The following is an 18,518-nucleotide window of genomic DNA, read 5'->3' on the forward strand; positions in this document are numbered from 1 at the left end:
TTAGTAGAGGTTGTTCAAAAAGCCGACTTTTTGAACTCACACTTTTATTCAAATTATAGAAAGGAAGAAGGTTAGTTACAATCTTTTTTTCGACAATTCCTAACTTTGCTGGACACGGGTCATTTCACCATTCGCATACATATGATAACAAGCAAATGTCAGTGGTTTTATCAAGGAGGGACGAACGTCTCATGACGACGCTGTACATCACACCAAAAGCGTGGAAACAGATTGAGCAGGCCGTACGAAAAAAACCCTCACTGGAAACAGGAGGGGTGATGATGGGATACCCACTTGGTGAGGATAGATGGGTCGTTACGTATGCAAGTGAACCAGGCCCAAATGCGATTCACCAGCCACATTCTATTTTTTTCGATGACACGCATCTCAACAAGCTTGTCCGCAAATTAAGCAGAAATCGACAATGGAAATACATTGGTGATTGGCATAGTCATACGGTGAAACGCCTGTCACCCAGCAAGGGTGATAAGAGAACTATTTGGGCAAAAGCCTCGCAATCCATGTACATGTCTTCCTCTCCCCTCATGCTGATCGTCGGGCTAAGTAAAAACAATCAAATTAACGCAAGAGGATTCATCCTCGGAAATACTCTTCGCGAGGTTGGGAAGATTGAGCTGTATGATCGGCAAGCCCAGCAACAGCTTGGTGAAAAAGCTCCATAGCCTGGTTTTTTCCCCAGCTCGGCTGGTTTTCTGCCACGACACAAATGGCGTAACGTGGCTCCTCTAACGGAGCGTACCCGAGAAACCACAGATGGTTGTTTCCATTCGCATCCCCGATTTGCGCAGTCCCGCTTTTGCCTGCCACCTGCCAAGCGGAATTCATGAGCACCTTTCCTGTTCCCTCTGTGACGACTTTTCGCATCATTTTTCGCAATTTGTTGGCTGTGACGTAGTCAATACCGTCCAAAGTGAGCTGCTGCTCGGGGAATGTATGGAACGACTGACCATTTCGGTATGCGATCTCTTTTACCAGCCGTACTTGAGAACTTTGACCGCCACGCAAAATCGTTACCATCATATTTGCTGCTTGCAAGGGGGTAATGCGTACATCCCGCTGACCGATGGCGCTTTGAATCAGGACGCCTTCATCGTCGCGGGATATCCCCTCAGCAAAGACCCTACCTGGCTCTTCGCCATCCAGCTGCTTGAAGTTTTGGATTTTATATAGATGAGGGGTAAGATGTCCCACCTGAGTGGTCAAGCCCAGCTTTTTTGCATACTCCTCCAACTTTTCCCCGCCTATCATCTTGGCAATATGAGCAATCGCAATGTTGCAGGAATGGGCATACGCTTCTTCCAGTGTCACACTGCCGTGGCCTTCTTTTTTCCAGCAGGAGAATTGATACTTCCCGTATTCCCCTGTACATGAAAAACGGTCAGTTGGTGAAACGATTCCTTCCGCCAGGGCGGCTGCTGCTACCACAGTTTTATAGACGGAACCAGGCGGGAGTTGTTTGAACGTGCGATTCTTCCAATCGCTCGTGTTTCCTGTAACATTCGTTTGATCATAGGTAGGGCGGCTCACAGCTGCAAGAACATCGGCTGTCTGTACGTCCAAAACGACGATACTGCCTTCTTTGAGACCTACTTGATCGGCGGCTGCCTCCATGCTTCTCTGAATCGCTGCATCCAAGGTAGTCGTCAAGGACAACGGATAGTATTGATTCGATTGCTTTGTATAGCGGATATCCAGCCCTCGGAGCGGTTGACCATGCCCATCTACATAATAGGACAAGACAGATGGCTCGACCCCCTGTAAAAAACGGTCAAAGCTTCGCTCCAGGCCCGACGCCCCTAGCGTGCTCTCGGCATTCATTTTGCCGCTTGTCCATTCATCTGGATAAAGCTTCTGCACCATGTTGGGATTTTTATGGATAAAACCAATCAAATGCTTGGCTACTTCATCAGCACGGTATCGCTCTGTCACCGCCAATGCCACAACTCCTGGGATGGCAAGGGCATTGATTTCCTCCGCCTGCCGCTCTGTGAGCATCACCAGCTTTCCGGACGCCTCTCGCATGAGCAGCGGTACTTTCGCCTTTTCCATGGTCTCCGACAGGCGTTCCTTAGATTCTCCGGTTATTTGAGCCAACCGCTGCAAGCCATCTGTTCCTTGCAGGCTCCCACGCGCCAACGGGAACAAAATCAAGGCGAGATGCTCTTCTCCGGTAAAGGCGTACCCATTTCGATCTACGATATCGCCACGCCCGCTATGCAGTACGATGCTTTGCTGTCTTTGCTTTACTGCTGCTTTTACCAAGTCAACGCCATGCCGAGAAAACCGATGGGGTGATCCGAGCTGAATCCACCACAAGCGCAAGATCAAGCCGAGCCATAACAACGACATGGATAGCAATACAAGAAAGTGACGTCTTTTGATTCGTCGATCCAGCTGCATCGAATTCCCTCCCTGGCTTTTTTCACCAGTATTGCCGGAATGTACGCGACAGAAACAACGAACAAAGAAAAAAGCACACCGTACGTCACGGTGCACTTTTAGGTGTCTATGATTGATTGGTGAATTGTTGCTTCTCCAATAAGATATTTCCGATCTTCGTGGATAACAGATCCAATGCTACTCGGTTGTAGCCACCCTCTGGGATGATGACGTCTGCATATCGCTTGGTCGGCTCAATAAACTGCAAGTGCATCGGTCGAACGACGTTTAAGTACTGTGTCACTACTGAATCAAGGGAACGACCGCGCTCTTCGATGTCACGTACGATTCGACGTGCAATACGCACATCCGCATCGGTATCGACGTACACCTTGATATCCATTAAATTACGAATCCGCTCATCCTCCAGAATCAGCATTCCTTCCAGAATGATGACATCCTTTGGGTCGACTTGGATTTGTTCCGGCTTGCGGTTGTGCACCTTGAAATCGTAGATCGGTTTTTGGATCGCCTTTCCTTGCATGAGCTCCTGCAAATGCGCAAGCAACAAATCGTTGTCAAAAGCAAAGGGATGGTCGTAGTTAGTCAGCGCCCGCTCTTCTGGGCTCAAATGGCTTTGATCCTTATAGTAGGAATCCTGCTCAATCATCGTTACACTATCATTTTGGAACTGGCGGTACAGCTCCTTTGCTACAGTCGTTTTTCCAGAACCACTGCCTCCCGCTACCCCAATCAATACGGGGTTACCCATGCTTCATGTCCCCTTCCTCATGATGCTTTACGCATATACGACCCTATGTTTTTACTTCTTTTTCATACTGATGGCCAACCCGTCTCCGACTGGAATAAATGTCGTTTCTAAATCAGGACGCTCCATGAGATGTGAATTATAAGAAAGCAGCTTGTCCACCATCGGACGCTGGCGCTTGCCCGCTTCTTCTGGGGTCGCTACCAGTCCTCGGAACAGGACATTGTCGCTGATTACCAAACCGCCTTCGCGAAGAAGCGGTAGATATAAATCGAGGAACGTTCGATATTGACCTTTGGCCGCATCGATAAACAAGCAGTCAAATTGATACGACTCCGGCAGCCCTAAAGTAGCGTCACGTGAGAGTATTTCCACACGATCTGCACATCCTGCTTCTTTTATATTTTCCCGTGCTCTCACCAATCGATCTTCATCTATGTCCATCGTGACAATTCGCGCTTCCGGTGCAGCTTCTGCAAGCCAAATCGTGGAATAGCCAATTGCTGTACCCACTTCAAGAATCGCTTTGGGACGATGCAGCAATAACAACATCCGCATGACTTGAGCGGACGGGAGCTGCACAATGGGAATGTTTTCCTCTGCCGCCTCCTGCTCCAGTCGCTTGAGCAGCAAAGAACGCTCGGGAACCAGGCCTGACACGTAGTCGTCAATTGCCGGATTGGTAATCATGATTTCACTCCTCTTTCGTTACAACCGAATTATTATAGCACACCAAAGGAAAACTTGGCTACGTCAAGCACTGTTGACCGCAGGCAAAAAAAAGAGGAAACCTGGTTAGTTTCCCCTGCTTTTCTTATCATTTGCTTCATGCTCTTGCAGTGTTTTGGAAAAGTAATGCTCGGACGTTCCGTCTTTTTTCGTCACGTAGAAAAAGTAATCGTGTTTGGCCGGATTGACGACAGCTTCAAGCGAAGCTCTGCCTGGGTTAGCAATCGGCCCTGGTGGCAATCCAGGATTTGTGTACGTGTTGTACGGGCTTTTTACTTTTAGGTCCTCAAAGGTCAGACGGTCACGTTGTTTGCCGAGAATAAATTGGACGGTAGCATCAGCCTGCAACGGCCACTTATCGCGAATCCGATTGTAGTACACGCCTGCTACAAGCGGACGCTCCTTGTCAACGGTTACTTCACGCTCAACGATCGATGCGAGATTCACTGCTTCATCCAGTGTTAAATCGCGCTGCTTCAGCTGCTCTGTCCACTCTGGCTTCCATTCCTTTTGGAATTGAGCCAGCATACGCGAGACGACTTCATGTGCCGTAGTGTCTTTGTCCACCTCATACGTTTCCGGGAACAGATACCCTTCCAGACGGTTTTTTCGGTCTGCTTGCTTCGGTATGGCGGCGACAAAAGGATATTCGGGGAATGCACCTTCATTTACTTCTTTTAAGAATGCCGCTTTCTCTACAATACCTTCTTTATCGAGATGATCTGCGATCTGGTCGACATTCCAGCCTTCTGGGATCGTAAATCGGTTCGCATTGATCACCGTGTTTCCTTCCACCATGGCTGTTAGTATCTCGTCAATGGCTTGGCCAGTCGTGAATTGGTACTCTCCCGCCTTAAGATCAGGAGCCACGCCTTTATACTTCACGTAATAATTAAATACATCGGCATCTCGGATCAGACCTTGTTCTTCCAGTAGCCGACCAATTTTTTGTACGGAGGAACCTGACGGAATTGCCACGTTCTTTACCGTCTGTTCACCTGCAACAGGCTGTAATTGCTGGTACACGTACCACGCTGCTCCCCCCGCAGCCAAAATGATCAACAACAACAAGGCAACCAGCCACATCACAATTCGTCCGCCGCGTCTGCGTCGACGCGTCGCAGGGCGTTCGGGGTTAAAATCAGGCTTCGCTGACATTGGTTTCAAGCTAGAAATCCTCCCTTTAGGGTCTCTTTATCTCCATCCCATTCATTATACAAGAGGCTTATCCAACTGTCACTTCATGGGTGATTTTGGCGAAAAAAGTCATAAAAAAAGAGCCCGCCAGTTGCGGACTCTCTTTCCACGAATCTATTAAATTCCGTCTTTCTCCAAATCAGCAATCAACGTTTCGAAGGTAGCTTCTACTTGCTCCCACTCTTCATCATCCTCGATTGGCTGAAGCATGTCTGTACCGTCATAACGCAGGAAGTGAACCTCGTACTCTTCTTCCTCTTCCTGATCTACTGGTACGAGTACCAAATAGCTGCGGTCTTCAATGTCAAAAATGTACATGATACGAAAATCTCGCGGTTCCTCGGTACCTTCTTCCGTCAGCGCGATCACATCGCCCACTTCGAACTCTTCCATCATCTCTTCACTCATTGTGGTCACCTCGATTTCGCGTCCATATATCCTTGGAGGATTAAAGTGGCCGCCATTTTATCTATCACTGTCTTTCGCTTTTGACGGCTAACATCAGCAGAAATCAGCATACGCTCTGCCGCCATCGTCGTCAAGCGTTCGTCCCACATGTGGACAGGAAGAGACGTGCGTTCCTCCAAAAGCTTGCCAAATGCTTGACACATTTCAGCACGCGGGCCTATGGTTCCGTTCATGTTTTTGGGCAAACCAACGACGAAAGCCCCAATTTGATACTGCGAAACTAATTCGCTCAGGCGGGCAAAATCCTTTTCCTTGGATTGTCGCTTGATGGTCTCTACTCCTTGCGCAGTCCATCCCAGCTCATCGCTGACAGCCACTCCAATCGTCTTGTCGCCTACATCTAACCCCATCAATCGTGTCATCGTTAAGGTCTACTTGCGCTCTGACAAGTAAACGGTCACCAACTCTTCTATGATTTTGTCCCGTTCCAATTTGCCAATCAGGCTCCGCGCGTTGTTGTGGCGTGGGATAAACGCCGGGTCGCCAGAAAGCAAGTAACCGACGATCTGGGTGATCGGGTTGTATCCTTTTTCCTGCAGGGCTTTGTACACCTCTGTCAATGTTTCTTGGACATCCGCCGCATTCGCTTCCTTAGGCACCGTGAATTTCATGGTATTATCCAACGAACTCACAATCAACACCTCGATTTCCTTTGAGACTCTTTTGGTTTCCTACTCTTTTTTGTATTCGACTCGGATTTCGTTTACTCCTGTCGATTATACAAATTTCTCTTACAATCGCATTATTTCGCTACTGATTGACTCTTCACGAAGTCAACCACTGCATCCAGTGCTTCTTGCAGCTTGGATGGGTCCTTACCACCGGCTTGTGCCATATCAGGACGTCCACCACCACCGCCACCGCAACGAGTTGCGACTTCCTTGATGATCTTGCCAGCGTGAATGCCTTGATCCATGAGATCTTTGGTTACACCTGCAACGAGGTTCACCTTGTCGCCATCGACCGCACCCAACACAATGACAGCGGAGCCGAGTTTGTTTTTCAGCTCATCCACCATGCCGCGCAGGTTGTCCATATCGACAGCGGAAACACGTGCAGCGAGTACATTCATACCGTCTACTTGTTGGAGTTTATCCGTCAACGACGCTGCCTCGATGTTCCCCAGTTTTGCACGCAGGGACTCGTTTTCGCGCTGTACTTCTTTCAATTGTTGTTGCAGACCTTCTACACGTGCAGGTGCTTCAGCCAGTACAGGTGCTTTGAGTGCTTGCGCCACTTCTTTGAGTGTAGTGAACTGCTGGTTCAGGAACTGGTAAGCGCCGCGTCCTGTTACTGCTTCGATTCGGCGTGTACCTGCACCGATACCGCTCTCGCTAACCAGTTTGAACAGACCGATTTCTGCGGTGTTGTTCACATGGCATCCACCACACAGCTCAAGGCTGTATTCGCCCACTTTTACAACGCGTACAACGTCGCCGTATTTTTCACCGAACAACGCCATCGCGCCCATCGCTTTTGCCTCAGCCAATGGTTTGTTGGAGATCTCAACACCCAGGTTTGCCCACACTTTTTCATTCACGATTGCTTCAATACGCTCCAGCTCTTCTGGAGTAATGGAGCTAATGTGAGTGAAGTCAAAACGGAGACGCTCTGGTGCTACCAAAGAACCTGCCTGGTTGACATGCGTTCCCAGGACATCCTTGAGTGCTTGATGCAGCAAGTGAGTCGCTGTATGGTTTTGCGTGATAGCCAGACGTGCTTCACGGTTCACTTCCGCGCGAACATCATCGCCTTTACGCAGGGTACCTGCTTCGACGATGACGGAATGTACATTTTGACCCATTGGTCCTTTTTGTACATCTGTCACACGTGCTTTCACGATATCAGAAATCAGGAAACCTTCGTCATTGATCTGACCGCCGCTTTCTGCATAGAAAGGAGTTTGGCTCAGAACGACTTGTACGGTTTGACCTTCTTCTGCTTCTTCTACCAGCTGGTTGTCCAAAATAATCGCTTCCACTTTACCTGTTGCTACCAATTCAGTATAACCAACAAATTGGCTCGTAACCGTCAAATCAGACAATGGACCACCTTGGATTTGCATGCTGTCTACGTCTTGACGTGCTGCACGTGCACGCTCACGCTGTTCTTCCATTGCTTTATCAAAGCCATCGCGATCGACAGTCAGCCCTTGCTCGTCTGCGAAGTCTTCTGTCAAATCAACAGGGAATCCATACGTATCGTACATTTTGAACACATCTTGACCAGACAGTTGTGTCTTTCCGCTATCTTTTGCTGCTTTTACCATGTCAGACAGGATCGCCAGACCATCGTTCAGTGTCTCGTGGAAACGCTCTTCCTCGGCACGAATGACTTTTTCGATAAACGCACGCTTTTGAACAACCTCTGGGTAAAATTCACCCATCATTGTACCTACTGTCTCAGTCAAGCTGTACAGGAATGGCTTTTCTACGCCCAGCTTTTTCCCCATACGTACGGCACGGCGAAGCAGGCGGCGAATGACATAGCCACGGCCTTCATTGGATGGAAGCGCACCGTCACCGATCGCAAACACAACCGTACGTGCATGGTCAGCGATAACCTTCAGGGCTACATCCATCTCCGGGCTTGTTTTATACTTCACACCGGAGATTTCCGTGGTCTTTTCGATCAGCGGGAACAGCAGATCTGTCTCAAAGTTGTTGTCTACGCCTTGGATGACAGACGTCATGCGCTCAAGACCCATCCCCGTATCAATGTTTTTCTTAGGCAGCGGCGTGTAGGTACCGTCTGGATTGTGGTTGAACTGGGAGAATACCAGGTTCCATATTTCCAGGTAGCGCTCGTTCTCCCCACCCGGGTACAGCTCAGGGTCGCTCGGGTCGTTTCCGAACGCTTCTCCACGGTCATAGAAAATCTCCGTGTTCGGTCCGCTCGGGCCTTCTCCGATATCCCAGAAGTTGCCCTCCAGTCGGATGATTCGCTCTTCTGGAACACCGATTTTCTTATTCCACAGCTCAAATGCTTCTTCGTCCTCTGGGTGAATGGTAACGGAGAGCAACTCAGGATCAAAGCCGATCCATTTTGGGCTTGTCAAAAACTCCCATGCCCATTCAATCGCTTCTTCCTTGAAGTACTCACCAATTGAGAAGTTACCCAGCATTTCAAAAAAAGTGTGGTGGCGAGCCGTACGTCCCACATTTTCAATATCGTTTGTACGAATAGACTTTTGCGAGTTTGTGATACGCGGGTTGTCCGGGATGATGCGGCCGTCAAAGTATTTCTTGAGAGTCGCCACACCGCTGTTGATCCACAGAAGGGAAGGATCGTCGATTGGAACCAATGGAGCGCTAGGCTCAATGCGATGTCCTTTTTCTACAAAAAAGTCGAGGAACATCTGGCGGATTTGATTGCCTGTCAGCTTCTTCATCTACATTCTCCTCATCTAAAAATAAAAAAAGCCCCCATCCCCTCAGGGACGAGAACTGATTTCTCGCGGTACCACCCTGCTTACAGGCTCGCTACACTTAACTGAGCCAAGGCCTGTCGCTTAAGTGGCGTCTAACGGTGCCAAGCCGCCGGGTTTTGCCCGGTCTTAGGAGTAGCCTTCTGCTGCTCTTCTTTTGGTCGCCCTCTCAACCATGGAGCGTCCTCTCTGTAAAAGGTCTGCAACATACTCGTTCCCTCATTGATTTCACATAAATCACTTTGTCCATATTATAAATATTTTACCTGATCACTGTCAACTTTCATGCATCATGACAGCGATTCGGCTGACGATCACTTTGCAAACGGCCAGAATCGGGACAGCAACGATTAACCCGATGATCCCCCCTACCGTCTCCCCTACCAGCAGTGCCAAGATAATCAGTAGCGGGTGTAAATGCAAGGAACGACCAACGATGTTGGGAGATAAAATGTTCCCTTCCACGATTTGAATGATGAGATTGACAACGACAACGAGTAGCAGTGTCTTGGTGGAAATCGTAATCGCGATCACAACTGCTGGTGCCGCCCCAATCAATGGTCCGATGTACGGAATGATGTTGGTAAGACATACGAATGCAGCCAATACAAAAGGATACGGCATGCCGATCCACCAATAGCCCAAGTATGCGAAGACGCCTACGATCAGGGCGACCATCATTTGTCCATGTATGTATTTACCCAAGGATTCATTAATATCCCGCAGGACAATCAGCACTTGCTTCCGATAAGCCTTTGGAACAATCGACATCCCCGTCTCATGCAATTGCTTCATATCCTTCAAAAAGTAGAAAGCGATAAACGGCACAATAGCAAAGGCAAACAACTTGCCCATCGAATGCTTGGCATTATCCACGATTTTCGATACGGAATGAGACATTCCCTCATTCGACTGGATGATCACCCGGTCCACACCCTTCGAGATGCTATCCGGCAAAAAATATTTTCGCGCTTCCCACTCACTCATCCATGTATAGTACCAATCCATCAGGCGGGGAATATCGTCTGACAGCTCCACCAATTGTTTCGTGAAAACTGGGATGGCATTAATAATCGCAATCGTAATCACCAATACAAATGATCCATAGATGAGCAGGACTGCCATCAAGCGCGGAACCCTTCTTTTTTCCAGCAATTGCACGATCGGATGGAGCAAGTACGCAATGACTAGTCCCAATATGACGGGAACGAGCACTTCCTTTATGAGCGAAAACAACTGTGACAGGACTGGTCGGAGCAGCCAAAGCAGATTGCCGATGACCAAAAGTGTGATGACCCAAACAGCAGCAGCAAATAGACGACTTCGCCGAAGTTCATCCACGTTCCCCAACTCCTCCCTATTTGCCTACATCTTTTTTAGCTTGTCTCATTCACATTAATTTCATGTAACCTATTGACACACAATTTCGTGTTCAGTACTATGTAATTACAAGAGGATATCTCCAAAGGGGAGTAGCTTTTTCGCAACATAGTCGTCATTACGGGATTTTTCCCCGGCTATGTTGGCAACATTTTCGCGATGTTGTAAGCAAGACCTTTGCCGATCAGGTAAAAGGTCTATTTTTGGTTTTCAAACGACCTTTTCCTGAATCGGGAAAGGTCGTTTTCTTTTTCGCCCCTTTACATACACTATGGGAGGTAACAAGAAAACGGCCAGCGGATTATTCGCTTCTAAAATGGATTAGGAGGAGGAAGAGAAATGGATTTATTGTTAAGCCCTGAGTTTTGGACCGCATTACTTTCTATCGTTATCATCGACCTCGTGCTGGCCGGGGACAATGCCCTCGTCATTGGGATGGCGGCTCGTAACCTGCCCGCTCATCAGCAAAAGCAAGCCATCATCTGGGGAACGGTTGGTGCGATTGTCATTCGTGCATTGGCGACACTCGCTGTGGTTTGGTTGCTGAAAATTCCTGGCCTGTTACTAGTGGGTGGTTTGATTCTCATTTGGATCGCTCTCAAGTTGCTGATTCAGGATAATGGTCATGAGAATATGAAGGCAAGCGGAACACTGGGAGCAGCGATTTGGACGATTATCGTAGCCGACACCGTAATGGGCTTGGATAACGTTATCGCCGTTGCTGGTGCAGCACATGGTGATTTCCTTCTGGTAGTTATCGGTTTGATCATCAGTGTTCCCATCATGGTATGGGGTAGCACATTGATCTTGAAGCTGATCGAGAAATATCCGATCGTTATCTATATCGGTTCTGCAGTATTGGCGTATACCGCAGCGAACATGGTAACAAATGAGAAGTTCCTCACACCATTCTTTGCCACTTACCCTTGGGTAAAATGGGTATTCATCGTGGCTGTTGTGGTTGGTGTCCTGTTGATCGGGCGCACGAAAAGCCAACAGCAAAAACGCTTGGCAGAACAATCTTAATACAACGCAAGCTCCGTCATTTCCAAGACGGAGCTTTTTCATGTATGGCGAAAAAAGCACCCGAACACAGTGTATGTTCGGGTGTTTGTTTACGTTCCAATTCACATTTGTGTTAACGAGTAACGGCACGCATCAGCTTGCGACCTGATTTCCACATACGCGTTACATCACGCATGGAGAAGGGCAACTGATTCCAATTCAATGAAAACCGACTGCGACGTCGCGGAGCCAACCAATAGCCAATGATCGCCACAATTCCGCTTGTGGCCAGAACCCGCAACAGGCTTCGAGTGAACAAGCGTGCCACCTCCATTGGATTTGCCGCTCAAATCCACTACATATTCAAGTGAGCGGTTACTGTCTGTTCCTCAATAAACAGATCGTTGAGCGAATGCAAAGATCCATCTTCCTCAACTTGGTAGACAGAAGCGATCTGCTCATTGGAAACGCTCATTTCTATAAAGCAGTTCCAGCAATAGTATTGATTGGTTCCAATCTTCCCTACGTCTTTGGAACTGCAATTCGGGCATATGACACGCATCACGCTTTTCCTCCCTTTCACGCCTGGCCACGAACTAGTCCGGCACGATCAGGTTTTCTTCCCCGATTATAACGGATGCTGGTGCAGGGAGGCGCTTTCGCCCTTCCGTAATATCTGCAAACCAGCCATTTGATAGTTCGTACCCTACAAGTTTCTCCCAGTTGGCTGAAAAGTAAACATCTTCCAGCCTCCCCAAACACTCTCCGGAAGCGGTAATCACCGCTTTTCCTTTTAACTTTGTCTTTCCCGTCACAATGCCGACAGGCTCTAGTCCGGCGAGATGAGGTAAGGGCGTGATCGCGTCTTTTCCCGATACGGTAAGGCAGGACTCCCCGACCGCATGAATATGTTCGGCAGGAATATAGGTACCTGATTGGAACCAGCCCTGTTCGCTCAGCAAGACTCCTCGTACATGCCAAGTGGAGTCGCAAAGAATGTCACGCACGGTTCCAATCGTCTCGCCTGTTTGAAGGCAAACAACTGGCAATCCGACTGCATCCATTGCCTTGCGCATGTGGGACATCCCCCTTCCGCCTTGTTAGTATCAGGCGAAATGGACGCGCCCATTCGGCGCAAATGGTTCCAACTTCACTCTTGCTTTAGCCGTTCCTCCAGATAACTGTACCGTACCCCTTCCTCATCAGACTCTACAGCAGCACGGAACGCATCCGGCTCTCCACACATGATGAGGAATGATTTGCTCCGGGTGATCCCGGTATAGACCAACTTGCGTCTGAGCATACGGTAGTAACTTTTGACAAACGGCATGATCACAATCGGAAATTCACTACCTTGAGACTTATGAACCGAGCAGCAGTAGGCAAGCGTCAGCTGATGGTAATCCGAACGCTTGTACACCACTTCCCTGTTATCAAAGGCAGCGACCAGCATCTCCTGGTTCTCCGCATTTTCATTCGGGAAAAAGATGGCGACGATCTCACCCATGTCACCGTTAAACACCTGTTCTTCAGCATTGTTCACCAATTGCAGAACCTTGTCTCCTGTACGGAACGTCGTCTCTCCAAAAGTAACTTCACGCTTTTGCGGCGTTTTCGGATTAAACAGCTCCTGCAATTCTTCATTCAACCGGTTCACACCGGCATTACCTTTATAGATAGGGGCTAATACCTGAACATCTTTTGCCGTATATCCTTTTTTTACGGCTCCGAAGCAAATTTGTTTCACTGCTTCCGGAACTTCTTGTGGCAAACTTGTGAAGAATCGCCGATCCGGGGTGGTGTGAAGCAAATCTGCCGGTACATTCCCCTTGCGTACATCATGGGCCAACCGAATAATGGTAGACTCTTCAGCTTGCCGATAAATTTCTGTCAGCTGTACCAATGGAAGCAATCCAGATCGGATCATATCCAGCAGAACGTTGCCCGGTCCTACAGAAGGCAACTGGTCAGGGTCACCTACCATGATGATCTGCATGTCGTCTGGAACCGCACGAAACAATTGATTGGCAAGCCAGATATCGACCATGGACATTTCATCCACAATTAATAGCCGTCCACGGATTGGGTGCTCCGCGTCATGCTCGAAGCTCTCCCCTTTGTAACCGAGCAAGCGATGGATGGTCATTGCAGGTAAACCCGTAGTCTCTGTCATACGTTTTGCTGCACGTCCGGTAGGAGCCACAAGAACGATCGGGAATGGATTTTCTTCGTTGTATTTTTTCAAGTCCAGCGACAATCCATGAAGCTGAGAAAAAACACGACATATCCCACGAATGACTGTCGTTTTCCCCGTACCAGGTCCCCCTGTCAACAGCATCAAACCTGCTTTGATCGCCTGTTCAATGGCATCACGCTGCGTCTGGGCATACGTAATCCCCAGCTCATCCTCGACCGCCCCTAACGCACGGTAAAATTCCGATGTCGGAAACGTACCGAATTCATCCCGTGATGCGAAGTGACGCAGTCTTTTGGCTAGACCAAGCTCGGCAAAAAACAGCGAGGGCAAATAAACCCGCTCTTCTTCCCAGGCAATTTTGCTCGACACAAACAGGGCTTCCACTGCCAGTTGAATATCGTCTCCAGAAAAGACGTGCCCCCCGCACTCTTCGAGAAGGCGCAGTGTTTTTTCACAAAGCTCCTCCACAGGCAAATAAACATGTCCTTCCGAATACGATGCCTCCTGCAACATAAAGAGAGCCGCCGCCTTCACACGTTCTTCTGAGGAAGCAGCAATCCCAGTTGCTCGTGCAATGTCATCTGCTCGCTTAAAGCCGATTCCTACGACATCCTCAATCAAACGGTAAGGCTCTTCCTTCAGCACTGTCATCGTTTCGATCTTGTAGGTCTGATAAATACGCAGTGCCATGTTCACACCAATGCCGAAGTCGTACAAGAAAACCATGGCACTTTCCAAGGAGCGATGCTCGACTACGGAATCATAGATCGTTTTGGCACGTTGTTCAGAAATGCCTGGTACCTCAGCCAATCGCTCTGGGAAGTCCGCGATAATCGACAGCGCATCTACCCCGAGCTGCTCGACAATTCGTTTGGCCATCTTCTTTCCGATCCCTTGAAACAAGCCACTGGCTAAGTAGCGCTCAACCCCTGCCAATGTTTTCGGCGTTTCACGTTCATAGCGTTTTGCTACGTACTGCTGTCCAAAACGAGCATGTGTTTTCCATTCACCGTAAAAGGTGTACAGCTCATCTGGATGTGGACGAGGAAAATTACCGACAATAATGACCTCCGATTCTTTGATCGATTCGGTAGTCTCTTCTATCTTTAGACGGATAACTCCGTACCAGGTTTCATCATTGTAAAAAATTTCTTGAGAAACAAATCCTCGAATGTAGGTTTCCGCAAACAGCGAGATTGACTGCTGCTCGTCCATCTAAACGCCTCCTTACATAAAAAACCGTTCCAGAAAGGAAAAATCCACTTCTCTTGAAAGTGGATTTTTCATATGCTCGTCTTAAATTGTAAATCGTTTTACTTGTTCTGACAACTGCTCCGCCATTTTCGCAAGCGTTTCGGATGCTGCCGTCATTTCCTGAGACGTTGCTGTCTGTTCTTCAGACGCTGCTGCCACTTCCTGTGTATCTCTGGCCGCTGTCTCCGCAAGTCCAGCAATTTTTTCGGAGTGACTCACCAATTGAACTGTATCGCGATGAATCGCTTGGGCTGCATCGTTCATACGATGTACTTGCTGGCTGACGTCTTGAACGGCCACCAAGATTTGCTGGAAGCTGTCTCCTGCCTGCACCACTCCTTCGCGTCCATCCTGGATAGCGACTGCAGTCGTCCCCATTTCCGTTACAGCCGCGAGAATATCTGTATGGATCGTATGAATCAAGCCTGCAATCTCTTCTGCAGCTGCACCCGATTGCTCAGCCAGCTTACGTACCTCTTGAGCCACAACCGCAAAGCCACGTCCCTGTTCCCCCGCCCGTGCAGCCTCGATGGCGGCATTCAAAGCCAACAGATTCGTCTGGTTGGATATTTGACGAATGATCGTGATGATACCGATGATTTGCTCGGATTGAGAGCCAAGCTCGCGGATAACCTGCTCTGTACGACGGGCGTGATCCGTGATTTGATCCATTTCTTGTACGAGCTCGTGCAGCTTGCCTTCCCCAACCTGTGCCAATCGATTCGCGTCTGTCGCATCAGCATTGACTTGGGAAGTCGAGGTCGCAATGAGTTGGATATCTCCACCGATGCGAGATAAAAAGCGTACCGTATCCGTCACCGTTTGTTTTTGTTGTTCGGAACCCGTAGCGATTTCCGAGGAAGCGATGGAAATCTGTTCGGAAGCACGCGCACTTTCTGTCGCACTCGCTGTTAATTCTTCTGACGCTGCCGCGACCTGCTGGGCTACTCGCTGCACCTCGTTGACCATGCTGCGGAATACCCCCATCATCTCATTGTACATCGATGATAATTCCCCAAGCTCGTCCCGGGAACGAACAGTCACTTGCGAGGTCAAATCTCCTGTCTCTGCACGTTTCATTGCCGATACCAGCTCATTTAGCGGTCGTACTAGCTTGTTGACAATAAAAATACCTGTTATCAGCGCTAAGCTAGCACTTATCAGGCTGAGGAGAAACATCATCGGACGACTGCTCTCAATCGTCGTCAGCAAATCATTCTCGTAGCTGCCAATAACAAGAATCCACCCGTTCGGCAGCTGCTTATACGCCGCCACTTTGGTAGAGCCTCCGAATTCATATTCGATCCAGCCGTTTTTTTGAGCGAGCATGACTTGCGTGAATGGTTCATTCGCCAAAGAGGTATTCTCAACTTTCGGGTCTGGATGAAAGATGGCGATTCCACTCGCATCCAAGATATAGGCGTAGCCAACCATGCCATTTGGCTTGTAATATTTTTCGGCCACCTCGCGTGTTATTTCGTTAATGTTCTGTCTGTTCCCCTCACTACTCGTTGCCTCTTGCGTGTAAACAGCCAGCTCGCGTGCCTTTATTTCCGTTATGTATTGCAAGTCAGATACAGCCAGCTTGTATAGCGCGCTGCGCGCATTTTCAAATTGGATATAACCGACGACCATTAATGGAAGCATGGTTAGGATGAGTATTGTAAACACCAGTTTGTAGCGAATAGAGTAGCGTCTGGCCAACATGAAAGTCCTCTCCTTATCGGATGATCCGAATTTTATAGTAGTTCTTCAGGATCAGTACTACAGTATCATCTTACCATCCTCTTCCACAATTCACCACAAACTCCAATAAGAAACCCACTTTGGCCCCAATGAAAAAACCGCTTGGCTTCATCCAAACGGCTTTCATCCTTCGTTATTCGCGTACCAAACGCTTCACAATCGCAGCAACCGCTGTAGCAGCTTGCTTCGCCTCTTCCACTGTATTCGTAATCCCAAAGCTGAAACGAATGGCTGAAAGAGCAATCTTCTCGTCCAAGTGCATTGCTTTTAGAACGTGTGACAGCTCTAGTGATCCGGATGTACAAGCTGAGCCGCTCGCTGCTGCAATTTTGGCGATATCCAGATTCATCAGCATGGTTTCTGTATGGGCACCAGGAAAGGACACATTTAAAATATGTGGCAATACCTGCTCACGATGTCCATTCAGGCAGAACGTAATTCCTGCTTCCTGCCAGACTGCGATCATCGCTGCTTTCATCTGCTTATACTTTTCAACTCGCTCCGCCATTTCCTCGCCAGCGACCCTCGTCGCTTCGGCAAACCCAACAATCCCGGCCAGGTTTTCCGTTCCTGCTCTGCGCTTGCGCTCTTGCGAACCGCCGTGCAAAATCGGGGAAAACGGAACCTTACGCGCTAAATACAAAGCGCCGACTCCTTTTGGCCCATTAATTTTATGGGCGGATACCGAGAGCATATCAACAGGCAGCTTTCGTACATGGACAGGCAGGACACCAAAAGCCTGTACGGCATCTGTATGAAAAACAATCCCTTTTTCACGCAGAAAGGTACCCATTTCCTCGATGGGCTGGATCGTTCCTACTTCGTTGTTGCCGTACATAATAGACACCAGTACCGTATCCGGACGAACCGCTTGTTTCAGGTCTTCCAAACGGACCATGCCTGTCTGGTCAACAGGCAAGTACGTCACTTCAAATCCTGCCTGCTCCAAAAATTCACAAGCATGCAAGACTGCATGGTGCTCGATTTGCGAAGTAATGACGTGACGACCACGTTCGCGCTGTGCCATTGCGGCACCGATGATTGCCATATTGTCCGCCTCTGTCCCGCCACTCGTAAAGATGAGCGATTGCGGATCAGCATCCATAAAGTCGGCAATCGTGTCTCTCGCATGCTCCAACGCTTTTCGTGCTTCGCGACCTGCACCATGGACACTGGATGGATTCCCGTATACTTGAGTCAAATAGGGAGTCATAGCAGCAACTACACGCGGATGCACCGGCGTAGTAGCTGCATGGTCAAAATACATTCGCTCTGACAATGCCGTCACCTTCTACCAACTTATAGTACGTGTTCAAAAAGTCGGCTTTTTAGCACCGAGAGGATGGCGAGAACCGAACGAAGGAGGAGCGGAATGTAGGTAATCTACATGAGCACCGGGACTTCGGAGGTGAACGCCAGATTCGATGTCGAATTAGCTTTCTGAGCTACTTCGTGATCAAAAGACGACTTTTTGAACAACCTCTTACATTCTAGATATAAAACATATAGTTATCAGTAGGACCATCGTCTTCAAAACTGATCAAGTCTTGAAGCGATGTCGAATCCAAAACAGAAGAAATACTATCCCGAATACGCAGCCATAAAAAACGCTTAGCCGGGTCTTCTTCCTCTGCAAATTCCACAGGGCTGATCGGTCCTTCCAACACGCGAATCACATCGCCAGCAGAAATCTCATCCGGCTGCTTCGCCAGAACATAACCGCCATATGCGCCACGGATACTCTTTACCAAACCCGCGTTACGCAGAGGTGCAATCAATTGCTCCAAATAATGCTCGGACAAATCATGTTTTTGGGCGATGCTCCGCAGGGAAGTCGGCCCTTCTCCGCAACGGTTGGCCAATTCCATCATGATCGTCAGCCCGTAACGTCCTTTCGTTGAAATCTTCACGTTAACAACTCTCCTCTTTGTATCGGTAATACGCGC

At 48.7% G+C, this 18,518-nt stretch carries 18 protein-coding genes; 2 read left to right on the forward strand and 16 right to left on the reverse strand.

The genetic code is table 11. The features are described from left to right. Positions 1 to 191: 191 nt before the first annotated feature. Complete coding sequence (locus HP570_RS06380) at positions 192 to 683, forward strand: Mov34/MPN/PAD-1 family protein (protein ID WP_049684149.1); 492 nt, start codon at positions 192 to 194, stop codon at positions 681 to 683. Here HP570_RS06380 and HP570_RS06385 read toward each other — a convergent pair. The 9 genes from HP570_RS06385 to HP570_RS06425 all read right to left on the reverse strand — a co-directional run bounded on the left by HP570_RS06385 (position 595) and on the right by HP570_RS06425 (position 10,331). Beyond that, the gene (locus HP570_RS06385) at positions 595 to 2,421 is read right to left on the reverse strand and encodes a peptidoglycan D,D-transpeptidase FtsI family protein (protein ID WP_173625229.1); all 1,827 of its coding nucleotides are present in this window, start codon (positions 2,419 to 2,421) and stop codon (positions 595 to 597) included. The two genes, HP570_RS06380 and HP570_RS06385, sit on opposite strands and share 89 nt — an antisense overlap. Before the next feature lie 106 nt (positions 2,422 to 2,527). Continuing rightward, complete coding sequence (udk, locus tag HP570_RS06390; protein ID WP_012685622.1) at positions 2,528 to 3,172, reverse strand: uridine kinase; 645 nt, start codon at positions 3,170 to 3,172, stop codon at positions 2,528 to 2,530. A gap of 51 nt (positions 3,173 to 3,223) precedes the next feature. Further along, positions 3,224 to 3,859: an O-methyltransferase gene (locus HP570_RS06395; RefSeq protein ID WP_173625230.1), complete on the reverse strand. Its 636-nt coding sequence runs from the start codon at positions 3,857 to 3,859 to the stop codon at positions 3,224 to 3,226. Positions 3,860 to 3,964: 105 nt separating this feature from the next. Beyond that, a complete protein-coding gene (gene mltG, locus HP570_RS06400; protein ID WP_173625231.1) occupies positions 3,965 to 5,065 on the reverse strand; it encodes an endolytic transglycosylase MltG in 1,101 nt (366 codons plus the stop codon). Between the two features lie 147 nt (positions 5,066 to 5,212). Further along, the gene (locus HP570_RS06405) at positions 5,213 to 5,503 is read right to left on the reverse strand and encodes a DUF1292 domain-containing protein (protein ID WP_005832492.1); all 291 of its coding nucleotides are present in this window, start codon (positions 5,501 to 5,503) and stop codon (positions 5,213 to 5,215) included. A gap of 5 nt (positions 5,504 to 5,508) precedes the next feature. Beyond that, entirely contained in the window at positions 5,509 to 5,925 is a 417-nt protein-coding gene (gene ruvX / locus HP570_RS06410) for a Holliday junction resolvase RuvX (protein WP_064200790.1), read from the reverse strand. A gap of 9 nt (positions 5,926 to 5,934) precedes the next feature. Then, the gene (locus HP570_RS06415) at positions 5,935 to 6,195 is read right to left on the reverse strand and encodes an IreB family regulatory phosphoprotein (RefSeq protein ID WP_007727936.1); all 261 of its coding nucleotides are present in this window, start codon (positions 6,193 to 6,195) and stop codon (positions 5,935 to 5,937) included. A 110-nt stretch (positions 6,196 to 6,305) separates the two neighbouring features. Next, a complete protein-coding gene (gene alaS / locus HP570_RS06420; protein ID WP_012685617.1) occupies positions 6,306 to 8,954 on the reverse strand; it encodes an alanine--tRNA ligase in 2,649 nt (882 codons plus the stop codon). A 312-nt stretch (positions 8,955 to 9,266) separates the two neighbouring features. Then, on the reverse strand, positions 9,267 to 10,331 hold the full coding sequence (locus HP570_RS06425) for an AI-2E family transporter (RefSeq protein ID WP_012685616.1): 1,065 nt from the start codon (positions 10,329 to 10,331) through the stop codon (positions 9,267 to 9,269). 378 nt (positions 10,332 to 10,709) lie between these two features. On the opposite strand from HP570_RS06425, the gene HP570_RS06430 reads away from it, so the two are divergent. Next, positions 10,710 to 11,396: a TerC family protein gene (locus HP570_RS06430; RefSeq protein WP_173625232.1), complete on the forward strand. Its 687-nt coding sequence runs from the start codon at positions 10,710 to 10,712 to the stop codon at positions 11,394 to 11,396. A gap of 112 nt (positions 11,397 to 11,508) precedes the next feature. Here the strand turns inward: HP570_RS06430 and HP570_RS06435 are convergent, their stop codons facing one another. The 7 genes from HP570_RS06435 to cymR all read right to left on the reverse strand — a co-directional run bounded on the left by HP570_RS06435 (position 11,509) and on the right by cymR (position 18,482). Beyond that, the gene (locus tag HP570_RS06435) at positions 11,509 to 11,703 is read right to left on the reverse strand and encodes a hypothetical protein (RefSeq protein WP_229088206.1); all 195 of its coding nucleotides are present in this window, start codon (positions 11,701 to 11,703) and stop codon (positions 11,509 to 11,511) included. Between the two features lie 27 nt (positions 11,704 to 11,730). Further along, positions 11,731 to 11,937: a hypothetical protein gene (locus HP570_RS06440; protein ID WP_012685613.1), complete on the reverse strand. Its 207-nt coding sequence runs from the start codon at positions 11,935 to 11,937 to the stop codon at positions 11,731 to 11,733. Positions 11,938 to 11,971: 34 nt separating this feature from the next. Further along, positions 11,972 to 12,451, reverse strand: coding sequence for a PRC-barrel domain-containing protein (locus HP570_RS06445; RefSeq protein WP_012685612.1), 480 nt, complete (start codon positions 12,449 to 12,451; stop codon positions 11,972 to 11,974). A gap of 74 nt (positions 12,452 to 12,525) precedes the next feature. Then, entirely contained in the window at positions 12,526 to 14,787 is a 2,262-nt protein-coding gene (gene recD2 / locus HP570_RS06450) for an SF1B family DNA helicase RecD2 (protein WP_173625233.1), read from the reverse strand. Between the two features lie 81 nt (positions 14,788 to 14,868). Further along, positions 14,869 to 16,533, reverse strand: a complete 1,665-nt coding sequence (locus HP570_RS06455) for a methyl-accepting chemotaxis protein (protein WP_173625234.1) — start codon at positions 16,531 to 16,533, stop codon at positions 14,869 to 14,871. A 172-nt stretch (positions 16,534 to 16,705) separates the two neighbouring features. After that, positions 16,706 to 17,851, reverse strand: a complete 1,146-nt coding sequence (locus tag HP570_RS06460; protein ID WP_173625235.1) for a cysteine desulfurase family protein — start codon at positions 17,849 to 17,851, stop codon at positions 16,706 to 16,708. A 211-nt stretch (positions 17,852 to 18,062) separates the two neighbouring features. After that, on the reverse strand, positions 18,063 to 18,482 hold the full coding sequence (gene cymR / locus HP570_RS06465; RefSeq protein ID WP_173625236.1) for a cysteine metabolism transcriptional regulator CymR: 420 nt from the start codon (positions 18,480 to 18,482) through the stop codon (positions 18,063 to 18,065). Positions 18,483 to 18,518: the final 36 nt, after the last annotated feature.

It is taken from the genome of Brevibacillus sp. RS1.1, from assembly GCF_013284365.1.
Taxonomy (GTDB): domain Bacteria; phylum Bacillota; class Bacilli; order Brevibacillales; family Brevibacillaceae; genus Brevibacillus; species Brevibacillus brevis_D.